General features: G+C 36.5%; 19 protein-coding genes, 1 riboswitch and 1 other annotated feature (1 of these 21 only partly in view). Of the genes, 18 read left to right on the forward strand and 1 reads right to left on the reverse strand.

Annotation, left to right across the window (positions count from 1 at the left end):
* Positions 1-118, forward strand: a binding site (T-box leader); it begins 122 nt to the left of the window's first position.
* Between the two features lie 66 nt (positions 119-184).
* Positions 185-2,836, forward strand: coding sequence for a valine--tRNA ligase (locus JOC48_RS12285; protein ID WP_204500117.1), 2,652 nt, complete (start codon positions 185-187; stop codon positions 2,834-2,836).
* 111 nt (positions 2,837-2,947) lie between these two features.
* On the opposite strand, the gene JOC48_RS12290 is transcribed toward JOC48_RS12285, so the two are convergent.
* Positions 2,948-3,835, reverse strand: a complete 888-nt coding sequence (locus tag JOC48_RS12290) for an ATP-grasp domain-containing protein (protein WP_204500119.1) — start codon at positions 3,833-3,835, stop codon at positions 2,948-2,950.
* A gap of 205 nt (positions 3,836-4,040) precedes the next feature.
* On the opposite strand from JOC48_RS12290, the gene JOC48_RS12295 reads away from it, so the two are divergent.
* From JOC48_RS12295 to minD, 17 genes are all read left to right on the forward strand, one after another.
* Positions 4,041-5,327 carry a bifunctional folylpolyglutamate synthase/dihydrofolate synthase gene (locus tag JOC48_RS12295; protein ID WP_204500122.1) on the forward strand — a complete coding sequence of 429 codons (1,287 nt, stop codon included), beginning with the start codon at positions 4,041-4,043 and terminating at the stop codon, positions 5,325-5,327.
* A 212-nt stretch (positions 5,328-5,539) separates the two neighbouring features.
* The gene (locus JOC48_RS12300) at positions 5,540-7,168 is read left to right on the forward strand and encodes a GspE/PulE family protein (protein ID WP_239584349.1); all 1,629 of its coding nucleotides are present in this window, start codon (positions 5,540-5,542) and stop codon (positions 7,166-7,168) included.
* Between the two features lie 12 nt (positions 7,169-7,180).
* The gene (locus JOC48_RS12305) at positions 7,181-8,215 is read left to right on the forward strand and encodes a type IV pilus twitching motility protein PilT (RefSeq protein ID WP_204500127.1); all 1,035 of its coding nucleotides are present in this window, start codon (positions 7,181-7,183) and stop codon (positions 8,213-8,215) included.
* A gap of 1 nt (position 8,216) precedes the next feature.
* Entirely contained in the window at positions 8,217-9,431 is a 1,215-nt protein-coding gene (locus tag JOC48_RS12310; RefSeq protein ID WP_204500129.1) for a type II secretion system F family protein, read from the forward strand.
* Positions 9,432-9,494: 63 nt separating this feature from the next.
* A riboswitch (cyclic di-GMP riboswitch) is annotated at positions 9,495-9,579 on the forward strand.
* Positions 9,580-9,653: 74 nt separating this feature from the next.
* Positions 9,654-10,019, forward strand: coding sequence for a competence type IV pilus major pilin ComGC (locus tag JOC48_RS12315; protein WP_239584342.1), 366 nt, complete (start codon positions 9,654-9,656; stop codon positions 10,017-10,019).
* Positions 10,020-10,074: 55 nt separating this feature from the next.
* Positions 10,075-10,830: a prepilin peptidase gene (locus JOC48_RS12320; protein WP_204500131.1), complete on the forward strand. Its 756-nt coding sequence runs from the start codon at positions 10,075-10,077 to the stop codon at positions 10,828-10,830.
* Positions 10,831-10,868: 38 nt separating this feature from the next.
* On the forward strand, positions 10,869-11,804 hold the full coding sequence (gene pilM / locus JOC48_RS12325; RefSeq protein WP_204500133.1) for a pilus assembly protein PilM: 936 nt from the start codon (positions 10,869-10,871) through the stop codon (positions 11,802-11,804).
* A 26-nt stretch (positions 11,805-11,830) separates the two neighbouring features.
* Positions 11,831-12,379 (forward strand): PilN domain-containing protein, encoded by a 549-nt coding sequence (locus JOC48_RS12330; protein WP_204500136.1) that lies wholly within the window; start codon positions 11,831-11,833, stop codon positions 12,377-12,379.
* Position 12,380: 1 nt separating this feature from the next.
* The gene (gene pilO, locus JOC48_RS12335; protein ID WP_204500138.1) at positions 12,381-13,001 is read left to right on the forward strand and encodes a type 4a pilus biogenesis protein PilO; all 621 of its coding nucleotides are present in this window, start codon (positions 12,381-12,383) and stop codon (positions 12,999-13,001) included.
* A gap of 119 nt (positions 13,002-13,120) precedes the next feature.
* Positions 13,121-14,104 carry a hypothetical protein gene (locus JOC48_RS12340; protein ID WP_204500140.1) on the forward strand — a complete coding sequence of 328 codons (984 nt, stop codon included), beginning with the start codon at positions 13,121-13,123 and terminating at the stop codon, positions 14,102-14,104.
* Positions 14,105-14,285: 181 nt separating this feature from the next.
* Complete coding sequence (locus JOC48_RS12345) at positions 14,286-14,861, forward strand: Maf family protein (protein ID WP_204500142.1); 576 nt, start codon at positions 14,286-14,288, stop codon at positions 14,859-14,861.
* A gap of 21 nt (positions 14,862-14,882) precedes the next feature.
* Positions 14,883-15,572, forward strand: coding sequence for a RadC family protein (gene radC, locus JOC48_RS12350; protein ID WP_204500143.1), 690 nt, complete (start codon positions 14,883-14,885; stop codon positions 15,570-15,572).
* Between the two features lie 255 nt (positions 15,573-15,827).
* Entirely contained in the window at positions 15,828-16,868 is a 1,041-nt protein-coding gene (locus tag JOC48_RS12355; RefSeq protein WP_204500144.1) for a rod shape-determining protein, read from the forward strand.
* A 14-nt stretch (positions 16,869-16,882) separates the two neighbouring features.
* Positions 16,883-17,767, forward strand: coding sequence for a rod shape-determining protein MreC (gene mreC, locus JOC48_RS12360; protein WP_204500146.1), 885 nt, complete (start codon positions 16,883-16,885; stop codon positions 17,765-17,767).
* Entirely contained in the window at positions 17,767-18,300 is a 534-nt protein-coding gene (gene mreD / locus JOC48_RS12365) for a rod shape-determining protein MreD (RefSeq protein WP_204500147.1), read from the forward strand. The genes mreC and mreD overlap by 1 nt, the downstream gene beginning before the upstream one ends.
* Before the next feature lie 198 nt (positions 18,301-18,498).
* Positions 18,499-19,185, forward strand: coding sequence for a septum site-determining protein MinC (minC, locus tag JOC48_RS12370; protein WP_204500148.1), 687 nt, complete (start codon positions 18,499-18,501; stop codon positions 19,183-19,185).
* Entirely contained in the window at positions 19,178-19,975 is a 798-nt protein-coding gene (minD, locus tag JOC48_RS12375) for a septum site-determining protein MinD (protein ID WP_204500150.1), read from the forward strand. The genes minC and minD overlap by 8 nt, the downstream gene beginning before the upstream one ends.
* Positions 19,976-19,999: the final 24 nt, after the last annotated feature.

The raw sequence follows: 19,999 nt of genomic DNA on the forward strand, positions 1-19,999 counted from the left end.
TAGTAGAAGAAGCCGGTTAAATGCCGTTATGTTCATGAGTGTGCAGATGAGATGGAGAATGGATTCTTATTCTGCAAATGAAGGTGGTACCACGGAAATAATCCTTTTCGTCCTTTTTGGATGAAGAGGTTTTTTTAATGGCAAAAATGGAGATAACCATGGTATAGATAAAGGAGGATTTTAGATGGAGGAAAATAAAGAGGTATCATTACCGCCCAAGTATGATCCTACTGCAGTGGAAAAGGATCGTTATACATTTTGGGTGGATGGAAAGTATTTTGAAGCGAGTGGTGACAAGGAAAAAGAGCCATTTACTATCGTAATTCCACCACCGAATGTTACTGGAAAACTTCATATCGGGCACGCTTGGGATACAACATTGCAGGACATTATTACAAGAATAAAACGTATGCAGGGCTATGATGTGCTGTATTTGCCAGGGATGGATCATGCAGGAATAGCAACACAAGCGAAAGTGGAAGCAAAGCTCCGTGAACAAGGACAAAGCAGGCATGATCTTGGAAGAGAAAAGTTCCTTGAAAAAGCATGGGATTGGAAGGAAGAGTATGCTAGCTTTATTCGAGAACAATGGTCTAAATTAGGATTAGGTGTGGATTATTCCAGGGAACGCTTTACATTGGACGAGGGATTATCAGATGCGGTACGTGAAGTATTTGTAAAGCTTTACGAAAAAGACTTAATTTATCGTGGTGAATATATTATCAACTGGGATCCGGCAACGAAAACGGCCTTATCTGATATAGAAGTAGTTTATGAAGAGGTACAGGGTCACTTTTATCATATGAAATATCCATTAGAAGATGGCTCTGGTCATATAGAGGTGGCAACCACTCGTCCAGAAACGATGCTTGGAGATACAGCCGTTGCAGTACATCCAGATGATGATCGATACAAGAAATTAATTGGTAAAAAGGTAATTTTGCCAATCGTTGGTCGTAAAATAGAAATCGTTGCTGATGATTATGTAGATATGGAGTTTGGTTCTGGTGCTGTTAAAATTACACCTGCTCATGATCCAAACGATTTTGAAATTGGAAATCGTCATAACCTTGAACGGGTATTAGTTATGAACGAAGACGGAACGATGAATGAAAATGCTGATAAATATCAAGGGATGGACCGTTTTGATTGTCGAAAGCAAATTGTTAAAGATTTACAGGATGAGGGAGTTCTTTTCAAAATTGAAGAACACATGCATTCCGTTGGCCATTCCGAGCGTAGCGGCGCCGTTGTAGAACCGTATCTTTCTACCCAATGGTTTGTGAACATGCAGCCATTGGCAGATGCAGCAGTGGATTTACAAAAACAGTCTGAGGAAGAAAAAGTAAACTTTGTTCCAGATCGTTTTGAACGAACCTATTTACATTGGATGGAAAACATTCGCGACTGGTGTATTTCTCGTCAATTATGGTGGGGTCATCGTATTCCAGCTTGGTATCATAAAGAGACTGGTGAAGTTTATGTAGGGAAAGAGGCACCTTCAGACATAGAAAACTGGGTACAGGATGATGATGTGTTAGATACATGGTTCTCATCTGCCTTATGGCCTTTCTCAACGTTAAATTGGCCAAATACAGACGATGAAGACTTTAAGCATTTCTTCCCAACCAATGTATTGGTTACTGGCTATGACATTATCTTTTTCTGGGTTGCACGAATGATCTTCCAATCGATTGAGTTTAATGATCAACGTCCATTTAAAGATGTTTTAATCCATGGATTGGTTCGAGACGCAGAAGGTCGAAAAATGAGTAAATCACTCGGTAACGGTGTGGATCCGATGGAGGTTATCGAGAAATACGGTGCTGATTCCTTAAGGTATTTTCTATCAACAGGCTCTACTCCAGGCCAAGACCTTAGATTCCAATGGGAAAAGGTTGAGTCAACCTGGAACTTCATTAATAAAATTTGGAACGCATCCAGGTTCGTGTTAATGAATCTAGGTGATTTAAATAAAGAAAGCATCGATTTATCTGGTAAGAAATCTGTTGCAGATAAATGGATTTTAACCAGATTAAATGAAACGATAGAGCAGGTAAATAAAAACGTTGATAAATATGAGTTCGGTGAAGCAGGAAGACACTTGTACAATTTTATTTGGGATGAGTTTTGTGATTGGTATATCGAAATGGCTAAACTACCTTTATACGGAGAAAATGAGGACGAGAAGCATACGACCCGATCTGTATTAGCTTATGTATTAGATAACATTATGCGTATGCTTCACCCGTTTATGCCATTTGTAACAGAAGAAATTTGGCAGCAGCTACCACATGAAGGAAGTTCGATAACAAGAGCAGAATGGCCAAAAATAAGACAGGACCTGCATGATTCAGAAGCGGCTGAAGAAATGAAGCGCCTTGTTGAAATTATTCGATCCGTACGTAATATTAGGGCAGAAGTTAATACACCAATGTCTAAACAGATTCAATTACTGATTCAAGCAAAGGACGATAAGGTTGTTGAACAGTTGAGCGAAAATCGTCATTATTTAGAAAAGTTCTGTAATCCGAGTACACTGACAATTGCGACTGATGTTGTTGCGCCAGAAAAAGCAATGTCTGCTGTTATTACAGGTGCTGAAATTTACCTTCCTCTTGAAGGTCTAATTGATGTTGATAAAGAAATTGAACGACTAAATAATGAATTAGAAAAATGGTCAAAAGAGGTTAACCGTGTACAAAAAAAATTATCAAACGAAGGATTCGTGAAGAAAGCTCCGGAGAAAGTGGTAGAAGAAGAACGACAAAAAGAAAAAGATTACTTGGATAAGCGAGCAAAGGTTGAGGCAAGAATAAAAGAGTTACAATCGTAGTAGTATGTGTTCAAATAGAAGTTCGTGGCCGGACTTTTTGAACATCCTCTAAAAGTAAATGTTAAATACGAGGCTGTCCCAAAAGCAAAGGGGACAGCCTCGTATTCTGCTTTATCGGAGTTTTTCTTCGATATAATCAATGATATGTTCTGCCACGTTTATACCAGTTGCACGATAGGTTCCTTGGATATGGGGATTCGAATTAACCTCGCAAATGATAGGATCACCATTTTTTCCAAACAATAAATCGACCCCAGCAAAATCTGCACCGATTGCTGATACTGCTTCTATCGCTAACTCACATTGCTGTTTAGTGGGGGTATATTGTTCTGTCGTTCCACCCGCCTGCACATTAGCCCGGAAATCATTATTAGCTTTCCGCAAAATGGAGGCAACTACCCGTTTTCCAACAACATTCAGCCGAACATCTCTACCAACGCTTGTAGAAATAAACTCTTGAATAACGAAAGGCTTTTCTTTTATTTCATTTAGTTTTTTTGTAAACTCCTCTGTGTTTTTAATCAAATACACCTGCTCACCAAAAGAACCGTATGCCTCTTTGATAACAAAAGGATAGTCTAGCTGCTGTTCGAGCATAAGAAAGCTTTCCATGTCTATTTCTTCTACACCTGGAAATATTTTTGGTGAAATAAAGGATTTTGGAATTGGAAGCTTATGCTGAACTAATCGTTGGTACGTATCTATTTTGTTATCGCATATTTCAATGACGGAAGAAGAATTAAACACAGGAATATTCATAGCTTCTAATTGTCTCGCTAAAGGAATATCCTTGTCGTTAAAAATAACAAAATCTGGATTTTTCAGTAACACAGTTCGGATCAGTTGATTTTTATTTTTAGAAAGCTCAGCAAACAGTGAATTATTTTTAACGATGTCGATTGTAATTCCTTTTTCCAAGCCCGCATTTCTTATCCATTTAGCAAAATTTATAAACGTGTCTCCTGGTAAGTGCCCATTGTAAATGACCCATCCGTACATTATATATTATCCTTTCTGAACGATAGTTTTATTTCCTGTAAAAATAAATGCAATTAGCTGTAGGAGTAAAATCTAGTGCATGTTTCTAATCTATTTTAGCAAGTGTATAATGAAATGGAAATAACGGTGAAACATGGACAACTGTGATAAAAGTATTTACATTATTCTAAGCTATTAATTCTTTCTGTTAAGAGGTAGATAAACGATGAAAATGGAAACCATTCAAGAAGTGTATAATTTTCTCCAGTCAAGGAGGCAACTTGGAATAAAACCAGGTTTGTCACGTATAGAAGCAATGCTTGATTATTTTGGGCAGCCTGATAAAAAACTTACATTCATACATATTGCTGGAACAAATGGGAAGGGTTCTACGCTAGCTTTCTTAAGTCAGGTCTTAAAGGATAGTGGCTATAAGGTAGGGGCCTTCACTTCACCTCATGCCCTTTTACAAGATCATTTCCAAATTAATCAACAGTCTATCGATAGTTATTCGATTGTTCACTTAGTGAATTTAATGAAACCAATCATTGATTTGCTAGATCAAAAAAATAATCCTCCGTCAGAATTTGAAATTCTAGTTATGATGGCAACCCTTCATTTCTATTATGAAAAAGTAGATATTGTTCTTTTTGAAGCTGCCATGGGTGGAAGAGAAGATTGCACAAACTTTATCAATCCCATCCTAACAATCATTACTAATATTGGACTGGACCACGTAGAGTTCCTAGGAAATTCATATGAAGAAATCGCAAAACATAAAGCAGGAATCATCAAGAAAGATGTACCGTTAGTAGTCGGTGAAACTAAATCAGAGACAATGGCTATTATAAAAGCTGAGGCGGACGACAAGGCTGCACCAGTCATTCAATATCAAAAGGATTTTTCAGTCAAATGTACTCAATTAAATGCAGAAATGGAAGAGTCGTTTCTTTTTCATTCCAATAACTATTCAATTCCTATATCTTTGACAATGAAAGGGAAACATCAAGTAATCAATGCATCGCTAGCATGTATGGCTCTGATCATTTTAAAGGAACGAGGATTGACTATAAGTATCAAGAACATTCAACACGGTCTTTATCGTACCTCTCATCCTGGAAGGTTCGAAGTAATTAGTAGAAAACCTACAGTCATTCTTGATGGTGCCCACAATTTAGAAGGTGTAATTACAATGATTCAGACGATAAACGAATACTATCCGAATCACAAAAAGTTACTTTTATTTGCGGCATTCAAGGATAAGCCTTTAGATCCGATGATTAAAAGAATGGATGAAGTGTTTGATAAAGTGATGTACACTAGCTTTCATCATCCAAGAGCTGAAAGGGCAGAGGCATTGTATCAATTGTCTCATCATAATGTTAAGAGAATAATACCTTCATGGGAGAACTTTCTACAGGAGTATATTAAAAACGGTGATGATGAAGCTATTTTATGTGTTACAGGATCCTTAAATTTTATTCAAGTAGTTCGAACTTATTTTGTGAGTTGATTGAAATTATGATATGTTTGAACTAACAAATGGTCGGATTTTCCCATGATTTTCTTATGTTATGCAATTTTTATTTCTATTTAATGCTTTTGTCCTTGATTCTTTAGAACCGCATCCGGTTGGTTTCCAAACAATAAGGTCGAAACAAGGAAGCAATCGATGAAAAATTAAGTGAAACGAACAGCTACTAGTGAAAGTGGAATGAGGGGATACTGGTGCAAAGAAGAAAAAAATTAGGTGACTTATTAAAAGAATCTGGCTTCATTACGGAAGAACAAATAGAGGAAACGTTACAGAAGAAAAAAGAGGGACAAAAATTAGGGGATGCATTATTAGACAGAGGGCTTATAACAGAACAACAGCTAATCGAGGTCCTGGAATTCCAATTGGGAATACCTAGTGTAGCGCTTTATCGTTATCCTATTGATGCAGCATTAGTGAAACTTGTACCAAAAGAATTTGCTAGAAAGAATTTGCTAATTCCTGTTTCTCAGCAGGACAATACCATTACGGTTGCGATGCGAGATCCAATGGATTATTATGCAATTGATCATCTGGAATTATCAACTGGGTTTCAAATTTCTCCTGTGATTGCCACTAAAGATGATATACTCCAAGCAATTAACAGGTACTACAACATTAATGATATGGAAACGGAAACGATTGCCACTTCCGAAGAAGATGATGCGCCTGCAATAAGAATTATCGATCAATTACTACAAACAGGTGTGACGTTAAAAGCGAGTGATATTCATATTGATCCAAATGATACCAATATCCTTATTCGATACCGAGTGGACGGGATCTTGCGTACTGAGCGAGCAATTCCAAAAGATATGCAAAATTCGTTAACAGCAAGAGTTAAAATACTTGCCGATTTAGATATTACTAAAACGAGACTCCCGCAGGATGGGCGTATTCGAACAACGATTGATCAAGTTCCAGTAGATTTGAGAATAGCTACATTACCAACTGTATTTGGAGAAAAGATTGTTATCCGAATTTTAGATTTGGAAAATGTGTTGAAAAGCTTACTCCAGCTAGATTTTAGTGAAGATAATTATGAAAAATATGTAAAGCTTATTGAGCAACCATCTGGATTAATTTTATTGACAGGACCAACTGGATCAGGAAAAACTTCAACATTATATGCTTCTATTAATCATTTAAATAGGGAAGAAGTTAACATTATGACGATTGAAGATCCGGTTGAATATCAATTAGATGGAATTAACCAAGTACAAGTGAACAACTCGGTTGGACTATCGTTTGCAACGGGGTTACGGTCGATTTTACGTCAGGATCCTAACATTATTATGGTCGGTGAAATCAGAGATACAGAAACTGCTGAAATTGCAATCAGAGCATCTTTAACAGGTCATTTAGTTTTTAGCACACTCCACACGAATAGTGCAGTTGCTGCTATTCCACGGCTAATTGATATGGATATCGAACCTTACTTAGTTGTATCTTCTTTATCCGCAATCATGGCACAGCGGCTTGTGAAGTGTATTTGTCGAGATTGTAAAACGGCAAGATCAATTACGGACATGGAAAAGAAGCTGCTGAATAGGCACAGCATTGAATTGAACGAGATTGCTTATGGGAAAGGATGTAATAGCTGTCAGCATACCGGATACAAAAGTAGAATGGCTATTCATGAATTAATTGTTATAGATGATGATATTCGACAAATGATGATGAATAACCAATCAATAACCGAAATTCGTCAGTATATTAGGAATAATGGCTTGAAATTTTTAGTAGATGACGGTTTAGCAAAAGTGAAACAAGGGTTGACGACAATTGAAGAAGTACTAAGAGTAGCATCAGATATGTAGGAGGATAAAAAGATGGATCATTTGGAAGGGTTAGTACGAGAAGCATTTGGTATGTCTGCATCAGATATTCATTTGACTGTGGGCATTCCTCCTGTGTTTCGTATTCATGGGGATTTACAAACACACGGAGACAACGTGTTGACGCCACAGGACACAGAGGTAATGGCAAGGACAGTCATTCCTGATCATAAATGGAGCCAGTTTGAAGAGAATAGAGAGCTGGATTTTTCGTATAGCATTCCAGGACTATCTCGTTTTCGTATCAATGCCTTTTTTCAAAGGAATTGTATTTCTTTAGCCATTCGTGTAGTCCCAAAGGAGATTCCTAGCTTGGAAGATTTACATATGCCGGAAGCGTTAAAAAAAATAGCACAAAGTAATCAAGGATTAGTGCTTGTGACAGGCCCGACCGGAAGTGGGAAAAGTACAACACTTGCTGCAATGATTGATTATATGAACAAAACAATGAAGAGACATATTATTACATTAGAAGATCCAATTGAGTACCTACATTCTCATCAACATTGCGTTATTGACCAACGGGAGGTTGGTTTTGATACGCATAATTTCGCAAATGGATTACGGGCATGCTTACGTCAAGATCCGGATGTTATTTTAGTAGGAGAAATGCGCGATTTAGAAACAATTTCTACTGCTATCACAGCAGCAGAAACAGGACATTTAGTTTTGGGGACATTACATACGACAGATGCAGCTTCGACGATGGATCGAATCATAGACGTATTTCCGTCCCATCAAAAAAGCCAAATTCGCATTCAATTAGCCAATGTATTACAAGCAATTATTTCACAACGCCTCTTTCAAACAGCAGATTATTGTGGAAGAAGAGCGGCAACAGAAATATTACGTAATACGACCGCGATTAAAAATTTAATTCGTAATGAAAAAATGCATCAAATCCCCACATTTATGCAAAGTTCAAAGGATCACGGGATGCATACGATGGCAATGGATATTAAACAGTTATTACAAAATGGTATCATTACAGAGGATCATGCAATTCCTTATATACGAAAGGGTGATTAGTATGGCATATTTTCGTTATAAGGGAAGAAATAATAGTGGAAAACGAAAGGTTGGGAAGCTGAAAGCTGAAACAGAAAGAGATGCCATTTCCCAGTTAAAACGTGATGGAATTGTTGTATTTGATATTCGTGAATTAAATAGCGTGCTTTATAAGGAAATCAACCTAGGGATTCAATTAGGAAACAAAGTAAAAAAGCGAGATTTTATTATATTTCTTAGGCAATTCGCCACACTGGTTGATGCTGGTATTTCCTTAGTGGAATCTGCAACGATTTTAGAAGATCAAACCGAAAATAAACATTTAAAACATGCATTAACTGGGGTTATTGACCAATTAGAGGCAGGACAATCATTATCTGAATCAATGAAAAAGTACCCATCTATTTTTCCTGAACTTCTCGTTAATATGGTTCATGCAGGAGAAGTTAGCGGTAATTTAGATGAGATTTTAGAGAATATGGCAGATTATTATGAAAAGCAATACGAACAACGGCAAAAAGTTATTACTGCACTTACTTATCCAATGGTAGTTGGGATCGTCTCGTTATTTATCACCATTTATTTATTAGCATTTGTTGTACCGACATTTGTAAACATGTTTGTTTCCATTGGAGAAGAAATTCCTTTATATACAGCATTTGTACTTCGTATTAGCAGTTTTTTACAGTATTTTTGGTGGATGATTCCATTATTATTTGTAGGATTTGTTGTTCTTAATAAATACCTCGCTACTAAACCTAATTATGCGTATCGTTTAGATTCTATCAAAATGAAAATTCCTCTTTTTGGTAATATGGTGAAAAAAGCAGCTTTGGCACGAATGACTCGGACATTAAGTTCTTTGCTGCACAGCTCTGTACCTATTGTTGAAGCGGTGAAGATTACGGAAAACGTAGTTGATAGCAGTGTGATAAAACATGTATTACAGAAAAGTCAGTTGTCGTTAGAAGAAGGAGAGTCTATGGCCATTCCAATGAAAAAGCATTGGGTATTTCCAGCGATGGTTACAGAAATGATTGCAGTAGGAGAGCAGACTGGTGAACTAGATGAAATGCTTCATAAGGTGGCAAACTTTTATGAGATGGAACTGGACAATGCTGCTGAAAAATTAAAAACGCTGATTGAGCCCTTATTAATTATTTTTATAGCGGTAGTTGTTGGTTCAATAGTTCTAGCAATAATATTACCTTTATTCGCTGTATTTGATACGTTTTAATTAAAATCTAGTATAAAAGTAGTAGACAAAGAATAGTAATATAGAGTACGATATTAATATAATATATAAAACAGAGAGCAACGATCTTCCATCTGTATGTGGGCACTTAGGTGGTTGGGAGCAAGTAGTGCAACCGGCTGGCTATTACATATAGTGAGTCTTTTTTTGTAATTTACCAAAATATTCAAAATATATAAATGTATGAGGGGGAGTTAGAAGTTGTTGATTAAAAAAATAATGAACAAGTTCAAGGAACAAAAAGGTTTCACGTTAGTAGAGTTATTGGCAGTTATTACGATTTTAGGAATTATTGTTGCAATTGCTGTACCGAGTATTGGAAATGTGATTGATAATGCTAGAGAAGATGCAGAGGAAATCGACGAAGAGATGGTAATTGAGGCTGCGAGGTTAGCGCATATTCAAGGTGAGGTAGATTTGGATGACGTGGGAGATGGTTCTGAGAATGGATTTTTGATCTCCACTCTCAAAAATGAAGGTTATTTAGACGTTGATGATACAGATGCTTACAGTGATGATGCTGATTATGTTGAAATCGATGATAATGAGTATACTTATGTTAATGATTAAATTATGGAGATCCCTCTTGCAGGGGTCTCTATACATATAAACAGGAGAATAACTTATGCAAACTTTCTATCTTATCTATTTTTTTGTGACTGGAACGGTATTCGGTTCCTTTTTTAATGTTGTCGGCTTGCGAGTCCCAAACAAACAGCTCTTTCAATCACAACGTTCGTACTGCCCTCACTGCTCCCATACACTTCGATGGTATGAACTAATCCCAATTCTCTCCTTTATCCTCCAATTCGGAAGGTGTCGCCACTGTAAACGTCATATTTCTAGTATTTACCCAATCATTGAGTTTATGACAGGTGTCCTATTTGCGTACAGCTTTTTGCATTTTGGCTTTCAAATAGAATTACTTCTATCATTGCTACTCCTGTCATTATTGTCTATTATTGTAGTATCAGATACTAAATATATGTTGATTCCAGATAAAATCTTACTTTTTTTCCTGCCACTTTTTATAATTCTTCGTTTTATTGAGCCTTTAGACCCGTGGTGGTCAAGTGTGTTTGGAGCGGTCGTTGGGTTTGGACTTTTGGCAATAATTATTATCGTTAGCCGTGGTGGTATGGGCGGTGGAGATATGAAGCTATTCGGATTACTTGGGATTGTGTTGGGAATATCTAAAGTATTGGTAGCCTTTTTCTTAGCAACACTAATTGGTGCAATTGTTAGTGGGATTTTAGTAGGAGTTAAACTGGTGGATCGAAAAAAAGCAATTCCGTTTGGTCCTTATATTGTAATAGGAACCATTGTGGCTTATTTTTTTGGCGACAAGGTGATTGATTGGTATCTTTCAATTTTTTTCTAAAGTAGGTGACATCATTGATTACTAGGATGAAAAAACACGTGAATCTAATTATTAAGGATCAAGTGATTCGGTATGTAGTTTCAACTGGCTCCTCCTTTGATGACGTGATTGATTATGGAGAAAGGTTTTTTCAGGAAAACATTATTGAAGACGGAAAAATTATTAATGAGAAAGCATTTAATGCCGTATTAGACCGTTTAATAAGGGACAAAAAATGGAAAAACAAACCACTATATTTTTGTGTTCCGGATGCTGCAATTTCGATACGAGAGCAAATGGTTCCGAAAGGTTTGACGAAAGATGAAATCAAACAGTATATAATGATGGAGTTAGACGAAAGTATTCGATTACCGTTTACAAACCCAGCCATTGATTTTGAGATTATCGGGGAAGAAGATGAACAAACGAAAATTCTTCTTTTTGCTTATCCAAAGGAACGATTAGAATCCTATGTCAACCTCTTTGTTAATCTTGGCCTAAAGCCAATTGTGGCAGACATTTCTTCGTTGTCGATCTTTCGGTTGTATTTTACATTGGATTTACCGTCTGCGAAAGAGCATCTTTTATCTGTTCAATGGGATAAGGATTCTATCGTATTAACAGCATTTAATCAAAATAAGCCAGTTTTTACTAGGTATATTAAATCTTCTTTAGATGCAGGGGGATGGACATGGGATGTTCAGGAAAACGAGCTTATCTGGTCAGATAAAAAAATCTCATTAGAAGCATATGAAGAAGAACAGCTAACGAAGGTTGAACGGTTTATGGATTTTTATCAATATTCAGTCATGCATGGTAATGATCAAATTACAAAGGTCTTATTGTCTGGGGATTATCCTTATTTGGAACGAGTAAAGGCTTTATTATCGGAACGTTTTACTGGGAGTATTGAATATATGGCATTGTATGAGGAAAGGTTTCATGCACCAGGAAAATATGCAGATGTCGTAGGCTTGGCAATCAAAAAGTATTAAAAAGCTTGTGATGAGGAGAAAAGAAGATGGTAGTAGAAATAAACTTTTTGCAAAAGGAAAAAAATAAGCAAATCGTTCCTAGTTTTTTAGGAATAGCCTGTCTTTTTCTTATATTGTCAGCCGCAACCCTTTTATATATTCAATATGAATCAGCTGTTCAGCAAAGAAATGACCTTCAACAGCAACTGGATGCCACTGTTCAACAAACAACAAATGATCAAAGTGCAAATGACCTTGATCGTTTACGACAACAATTCAGTCAGCAGGTTGATCAACTTCGTTCACAAGTATTCCCTTCAACTACTTTGTTAGACCGCATGGTTGCTTTATTACCTGCAACCGGTTATTTTGAGAGCTACACATTTGATGCTAGTACCGGGCTAGAAATTGTTGTGAAAGCGAATGATTTGATGGAAATAGCTGCTTATACCTCTGCACTGGAAAGAGAGGCTTATATAACCAATGTGGACGTAGCTTCAATTCAAGGAAGACAAGAAGCGTCTAATCAGAATGTTTATATTGCTTCCTACATAATCACAATTAATAATCAAAGTTGGATAAAGGAGGCAAACTAAAATGTCACGAAAACAGCCTCTTTATCTATTAATAGGTATCGTTATTTTTACGTTGCTTTTATTTAGCTATGGTTACTATTATCATGTGCTACCAGTTAAAAAAGAAGCTGATAATTTAACGACACAGCTAGAAATACAAAAACGTTTACTGGATGAACAAAAAACGGAAGAAAATGCTATATCTACGTCTACAAATCTGCAAAGGCAGTTGCCAGTGAAAAAAGCGATTGATCAATTATTAGTCGAGTTAAGTAATATAGAAGATAAGACAAATAATATAATCACTAATTTTGTCATAGACAATAATAGTTCGACAATAACTGATAAAAACAGTGATGATATGCTCATTTCCGATCAATTGAAAAAAGTAGGATTTGAATTAGAAGTTACAGCTCCGGACTATCGTCGTTTTCGTGCTTTTTTAACAGAGTTAGATCAATTAGAAAGAATTATAAATATTCACAGCTTTCAGTTTGGATCAGGTTCTAATAATATAATGACCTATAGTGTCAGTTTCTCTGCTTATTACAATCCATCTTTTGAAAAGTTACTAGAGGAAGCACCTGTTATTGATTACGAAGAACCTGCTCAGAAAACAGTACCGTTGGAAAGATTCAATTAAGATAGGAAGAATGGAATTATTTGTTGTAATCTAGCAAATACCATTTGACAAACCTCGTCTTACTTTTTAGACATGCTGTGATAGAGTTGAATAAACTCTATTAGAAGCGAGGGGAGCAAGTGGACAACTATAAAACAATTTCAATTAAGTTGAACGGAAAAGAATCAACCATTCCTAGTAATAACGGGCAAAAAAATGATTCGTTAGAGTCTTCTTATCAAGAACAAGCAGCTTCAATAGAAAATAGCTATGAGCCGGACGATTTAGTAGAATACGAAAAAAAACATAATTCTGGAGATATTGATGAATGGCTTAATCTGAACAGACCTATAAAGTCTCATAAAAGGATACCTCCAGTATTTAAGGTTTTTGGCTTTGCTGCTATTTCTGCGACCCTAATTGGTGTATCATTAGGTTTTATTATGCTTCGAATGTTTGCTGGGATTGATAATGAAGGGGTAGAGGCTGCGCAATCGACAGAGATAAACCCGCCGGCTGTAACTTCTACAAATGAAGCTTCTAATCAAACGACAGAGGAATCCAATCCAGGTAATTCTGCTTCAACAACTGCTCTTACATTAGATGGGATGGAAGCATATATTGTACAAGGTGGTGTTTTCTCATCAATGGATCAAGCACAGGTATGGCAACAGCATTTCGATTCTGTAGGTATTCCAACGATGATTTGGGAGAATGGTGATGAGTACCGAATCTTTGCAGGTATCAGTGATAGCGAGGTCTATCTGGATGAAAAGGTCTCTGGAATGTCTAATGTTGATCTTGAACTTTATATTAGACCTTGGCAAACAGATGGATTTAGTGTAGATGTTTCGTCTAGTGCTGCTGATTGGTTAGAAGGTTTCCTAATGAACTGGAACAGCACTTTAAGCTTAATCAATCAGGATTCCAGTCATTCGGAACTTGCTACAACTTGGGAGCAGTGGTTGGAAAAAACACCAGATACAGAAAATAGCTTATTACAAGGTTTGAGTGAAGAAGCAAAAGCATTTGTTGAAGTAGTTAATGATGATGCCAGCATGAATCAGTTACAAATTCAACTACTGCATATGTGGAAAGCCTATACGAATATCGGAAAGGAATAAGTAGGTTGTTTACTTACTTATTCTTTTTTTATGTAGAGTGAGATAAACTTTTTAAAAATAACTAAGGAAAAATAGAATTTTTATGATATAAAGGTTCACTATACTAATAAAATGTCAAGTTGTTGAAGTAGTTAATAATGAGTAAAATAAGGATTAACGAATAGATGAAAGGAGAAAAAGAATGGCGGAGTTAGTTTTGGCATCTGGTTCACCAAGAAGAAGAGATTTATTAGAACAGGTTGGTTTTTCTTTTGTTGTTCGTTCTACAAATATTGATGAATCATTTGTAACAGCTGATGACCCTAAGGCATTAGTGGAAAGTCTAGCCCAACGTAAAGGACAAGCGATATCATTGAAGGAAAAACAAGTAGTACTTAGTGCTGACACAGTCGTATGCTATGAGGGGAATGTATTAACAAAGCCGGACAATGATGACCAAGCTTTGCAGATGTTAAACATGTTAAATGGCAAGGAACATCAAGTATATACAGGTGTAATGATTCGATCCTTGTCTGAAGAAGTTATTTTTTCTACGGTTACGAATGTTGAATTTTGGAATGTACCTGAACAAGTATTATTACAGTACATGAACACAGGAGAACCCTTTGATAAGGCAGGGGGTTACGGTATCCAATCAGTAGGAGCATTTTTGGTAAAACAAATCAGAGGAGATTATTTCAATGTAGTTGGTTTACCAATATCAAGAGTTGTACAAGAATTAATTCGGTTTCATATTTATCCATCGTTTTTTAAATAAAATGATAAAGGAGATATGTATATGGCAAATGGCAACATGTCGATGAAGGACGTTCCAAAGCAAGATCGACCAAGGGAAAGGTTATTGGAGTATGGCCCAAGCAATTTATCTAATCAAGAATTATTAGCCATCCTATTAGGAACTGGTACAAAAGAAGAGTCCGTCAACACGTTAGCCCAGCGAGTGTTAATGCATTTTGAAGGCTTGAGCTTACTACGTGACTCAACGATTGAAGAGTTGACTGCAATTAAAGGAATTGGTGCGGTAAAAGGAGTGCTTATCTTGGCTTCGATTGAACTTGGAAAACGAATGCATCAATTTAAAGTCCATGAACGCTATGTTGTAAGAAGCCCAGAAGATGGAGCAGATTATGTTATGGAAGAAATGAGAAACTTAAATCAAGAACATTTTGTTTGCCTGTTTCTGAACACTAAGAATCAAATTATACATAGGCAAACGATCTTTATCGGCAGCCTTAATGCCTCAATCGTCCACCCACGAGAAGTATTTCGTGAAGCAGTTAAGCGCTCCGCAGCCTCTATTATATGCGCACACAATCACCCCTCTGGAGATCCATCCCCATCACAAGAGGACATCCATGTAACAAAACGATTATCTGAATGTGGTAAAATGATCGGTATAGAATTATTAGATCATTTAGTTATTGGTGATCACAAATTTGTGTCATTAAAAGAAAAAGGATATTTATAATACTATCTATTTTCATCATTTTTTCGTATAATTATTATCAAAGCTGTTAGCGCCATTCACAAGGTAATTGCTTGTAAGTGGCGCTTATTCTCATTACATAATTCGACGAAGCAAAAACACAAGGATGTTAGCAGAGAAAAAGTAATGTTGGCTTTTTTTGTATGTTATGATAGGAAACGTTATAGAAAAACTAACACTAACATATAGGTATTAACAATAGAAAATTTAAGATAGCTTTTGGAAAGGGAGATTTCTTTGGCAAGATTTAGTTTTTCACAAGACTTAGGGATAGATTTAGGTACAGCAAATACATTAGTTTTTGTTAAAGGGAAGGGTATTGTCGTTCGTGAACCATCTGTTGTGGCTACTAATAAAACAACTGGAGAGATTGAAGCAGTGGGTAGTTCTGCCAAAAATATGATTGGAAGAACACCGGGAAATATATCTGTCATTCGACCGATGAAAGATGGAGTTATTGCTGATTATGATACAACAGCTGCAATGATGAAATATTATATTAAACAAGCTCAAAAAAATAGGTCATCCTTTGCCAAGCGGCCAAACGTCATGGTTTGTGTTCCGTCTGGAATTACCATGGTGGAAGAGCGTGCTGTTCTGGATGCAACAAAACAGGCTGGTGCAAAAGAAGCATTTCCGATCGCGGAACCCTTTGCAGCGGCAATTGGAGCCGGATTACCAGTTTGGGAACCAACTGGAAGTATGATTGTGGACATTGGTGGAGGGACGACAGATGTTGCTGTCATTTCCTTAGGTGGAATTGTTAAAAGTCAATCGATTCGAATAGCTGGGGATGACATGGATGATTCGATTATTCAATATGTTCGAAAACATTATAATCTGATGATTGGGGAACGTTCCGCCGAGTCCATTAAAATGGATATTGGATCAGCAGGAAAACCACAGCAAAACGAAGAAATGGACATCAGGGGAAGGGATTTATTAACTGGTTTACCAAAAACGATTACGATTACAGCTAAAGAGGTTGCTGTGTCACTAGAAGATACTGTTTCATCGATTGTAGAAGCAGTAAAAATGACATTAGAAAGAACCCCACCAGAATTAGCAGCCGACATCATGGATCGCGGGATCGTTTTATCCGGTGGTGGCGCACTTTTAAAACATCTTGATCAAGTAATAAGTGACGAGACAAAAATGCCTGTGTTTGTAGCAGAGGAGCCACTCGATAGTGTTGCAATTGGGACCGGTAAATCATTGGATTATATTCAACACTTTAAATCTCACCCTAATGTATCGTCACGCTCTACAATGGAATAAGTAGGTGTAATTGGATGTCTTTTTTTCGCAGAAAACGACTATTTACCATCCTTATAGGTTTTATCATCCTAGTTGGACTAATCGGATTCTCATTAAGAGATCGGGATGATTTGTCTACATTTGAACAGTTTTTGCATGATACAGTTGGGTGGCTTCAAAGCATTGTTCATGTACCGGTAGAATTTACAACTAGTTTTTTCTCCAATATCGATGATATACGTAATACTTATGATGAAAATCAAATATTAAAGTCACGTTTAAATGAATATAAAAATTTAATTTATGAAGTACAAGAACTCCGCCAAGACAATGAGGATCTTAGGAATATCTTAGAGAAAACAGAATCAATCACCGATTTTCGTCCCATTCAATCCACTGTAATTGCACGAGGACCCGAACAATGGTTTCAGCAAGTTAAAATCAATCGAGGCAAACAGGATGGAGTCGAGGCAAATATGGCTGTTATTACAGGAAAAGGTATGATTGGTAAAGTACAATCAGCTTCACAGTTTTCCTCGACTGTTTTATTGCTATCTGGTTTTGATCGTACAAACCGTATCTCTGCTTACGTTAATAGTGAGGAGCTTGAGGATGATGTGCCCGGTTTTATTGTCGGTTATGATGAAGAAAGTGAATTGCTTGAGCTTGAGCTTAATGAATACGATACGAAACTGAAAGAGGGAGAGCTCGTCGTATCTTCTGGTTTAGGAGGGGTATTTCCAAAAGGGCTAGAAATAGGTACAATAAAGGAAGTATCACCTGATAGATATGGACTAACACAAATTGCTTACGTGCAACCATCTGCTGATTTGAATCGACTAAATCATGTGATTGTTGTTGATCGATCAATCGCTCAGCCAGATGAGATAGATGGACAATCCCAAGAGGGGGGAGAGTAATGCACCGGTTCTATCTCCCCTTTTTCTTATTATTAACTATTGTAATAGAGGGAGTCGCTTACGACTTTCTTCCGAGAAGCCTTGTTGCTGGTAATTGGATGATTATCCCACACTGGTTATTTGTTTTTTTAATTATGATTACTATTTTTTTTGATTTTGAAGACACGTATTATTCCGTGCTATATGCAATCATTTTTGGTTTAATAGTAGATATAGTATACACAAATGTAATTGGTGTTTATATGTTTATTTATGCCATAGTCATATACTTTATTCATGGCATCCGGAAAGTATTGCACACGAATGTTTTTGTAGCCCTTTTGTCATGTATTATTGGAGTGGGATTAGCAGATTTGGGTATTTATATCATTTATTACTTTATTGGAATAAATGATGTGCTATGGAATAACTATATTATTTATCGATTAGCTCCTACTGTTATTGCTAATGTTCTATTTTTCTTAGTTATTTATCCATTTATAAAAAGAAAACTTATTAGATGGTCGTCACAGCAATTTGATATCAAAAAATAACTTATTAGTGCGTGTTCAAAAAGTCGGTAAATTAGAAGAAAAGCAGGTTGAGGCAGCGAAGAACGAGCCAACGAAGAGATGGCCGCTTAACCTCCTCTTACCAACAATTTAAAGATTAATTCGCTGTTATAGTATTTGAAAATTTTAAACATCCACTATCATTAAGAGTTGAAATTTATCTTTTGGGGTGAACCTATCGTGATAGGCAACAAGCAATTAATAACAATAAAGGGGACGCGAGACGGTCTTACATTATACATAGATGATTCGTGTTCCTTTGATGAGGTATTACAAGAATTAGAGCAAGTGCTGTCAACAAAATATACTGATAAAAATGATCCATTAATTACGGTTACCGTTCAATTGGGTAATCGTTATTTACATAAAAATCAAGAAGAGGAATTGAAAGAAATTATCCGGAAAAAAAATAAGTTAGTTGTACAATCCATTGAATCTAATGTAATAACGAAGGAACAAGCACTCAAGTGGAAAGAGGAAAGTGATATTAAAGTTATTAATAAAATTGTCCGTTCGGGGCAAGTGTTTGAAGTAAAAGGGGACCTTTTATTAATTGGAGATGTGAACCCAGGTGGGAAAATAATGGCGAGTGGGAATATTTTTGTATTAGGTAGTCTGCGCGGCGTTGCTCATGCTGGGTTTTATGGGAATAGAGAATCAGTTATTGTTGCTTCCTATATGCAACCAAGTCAACTCCGTATTGCTGATATGATTAGCCGTTCTCCAGATTATGAGTCAGATGGTGTGTACATGGAATGCGGCTTAATTGATGAAGAAAAGTCTAAAATAGTTATTGACCGACTTCAGGTTCTTTCACAAAAACGACCGGATTTAAACGGGTTTGAAAGGAGAATTTTAAATGGGTGAGGCAATTGTTATTACTTCTGGTAAAGGTGGGGTTGGAAAAACAACAACAACAGCTAATTTAGGAACAGCCCTAGCATTATTAGAGAAGAAAGTTTGCTTAATTGACACAGATATTGGTCTCCGAAATTTAGATGTAGTAATGGGCCTTGAAAACCGAATTATTTATGATATTGTTGATGTTGTTAAAAAGCGGTGTAAGCTTAATCAAGCGCTTATTAAAGACAAGCGATTTGAATGCTTGTATCTTTTGCCAGCTGCTCAAACAAGTGATAAATCGGAAGTTACCCCAGAAGGTATGGAAGAAATAATTTCCGAATTAAAACAAGACTACGACTATATATTAATCGATTGTCCAGCTGGTATTGAGCAGGGTTACAAAAATGCTGTTGCGGGTGCAGATAAAGCTATTGTTGTAACCACTCCTGAGAAATCTAGTGTGCGTGATGCTGATAGAATCATAGGGCTATTGGAACAAGAGGACGTTGATCCGCCGCATTTGATTGTTAATAGAATTCGAAATCATATGGTAAAAAACGGGGATATGCTAGATGTAGATGAGATCGTTCAAATACTTTCAGTAGAATTGCTTGGAATTGTCGCGGATGATGATGAAGTCATAAAGGCCTCCAATCATGGAGAGCCAGTAGCTTTTCAACCAAATACAAGAGCATCGATAGCATATCGAAATATAGCTAGGAGAATCCTAGGCGAATCAGTTCCGTTATTATCATTGGAAGACGAAAAGGGAATGTTCTCGAGGGTGAAAAAGTTTTTTGGTATGAAGTCATAATAGATAAGTTATAAAAAGCCTCCT

This window comes from Aquibacillus albus (genome assembly GCF_016908325.1).
Lineage (GTDB): Bacteria > Bacillota > Bacilli > Bacillales > Amphibacillaceae > Aquibacillus_A > Aquibacillus_A albus.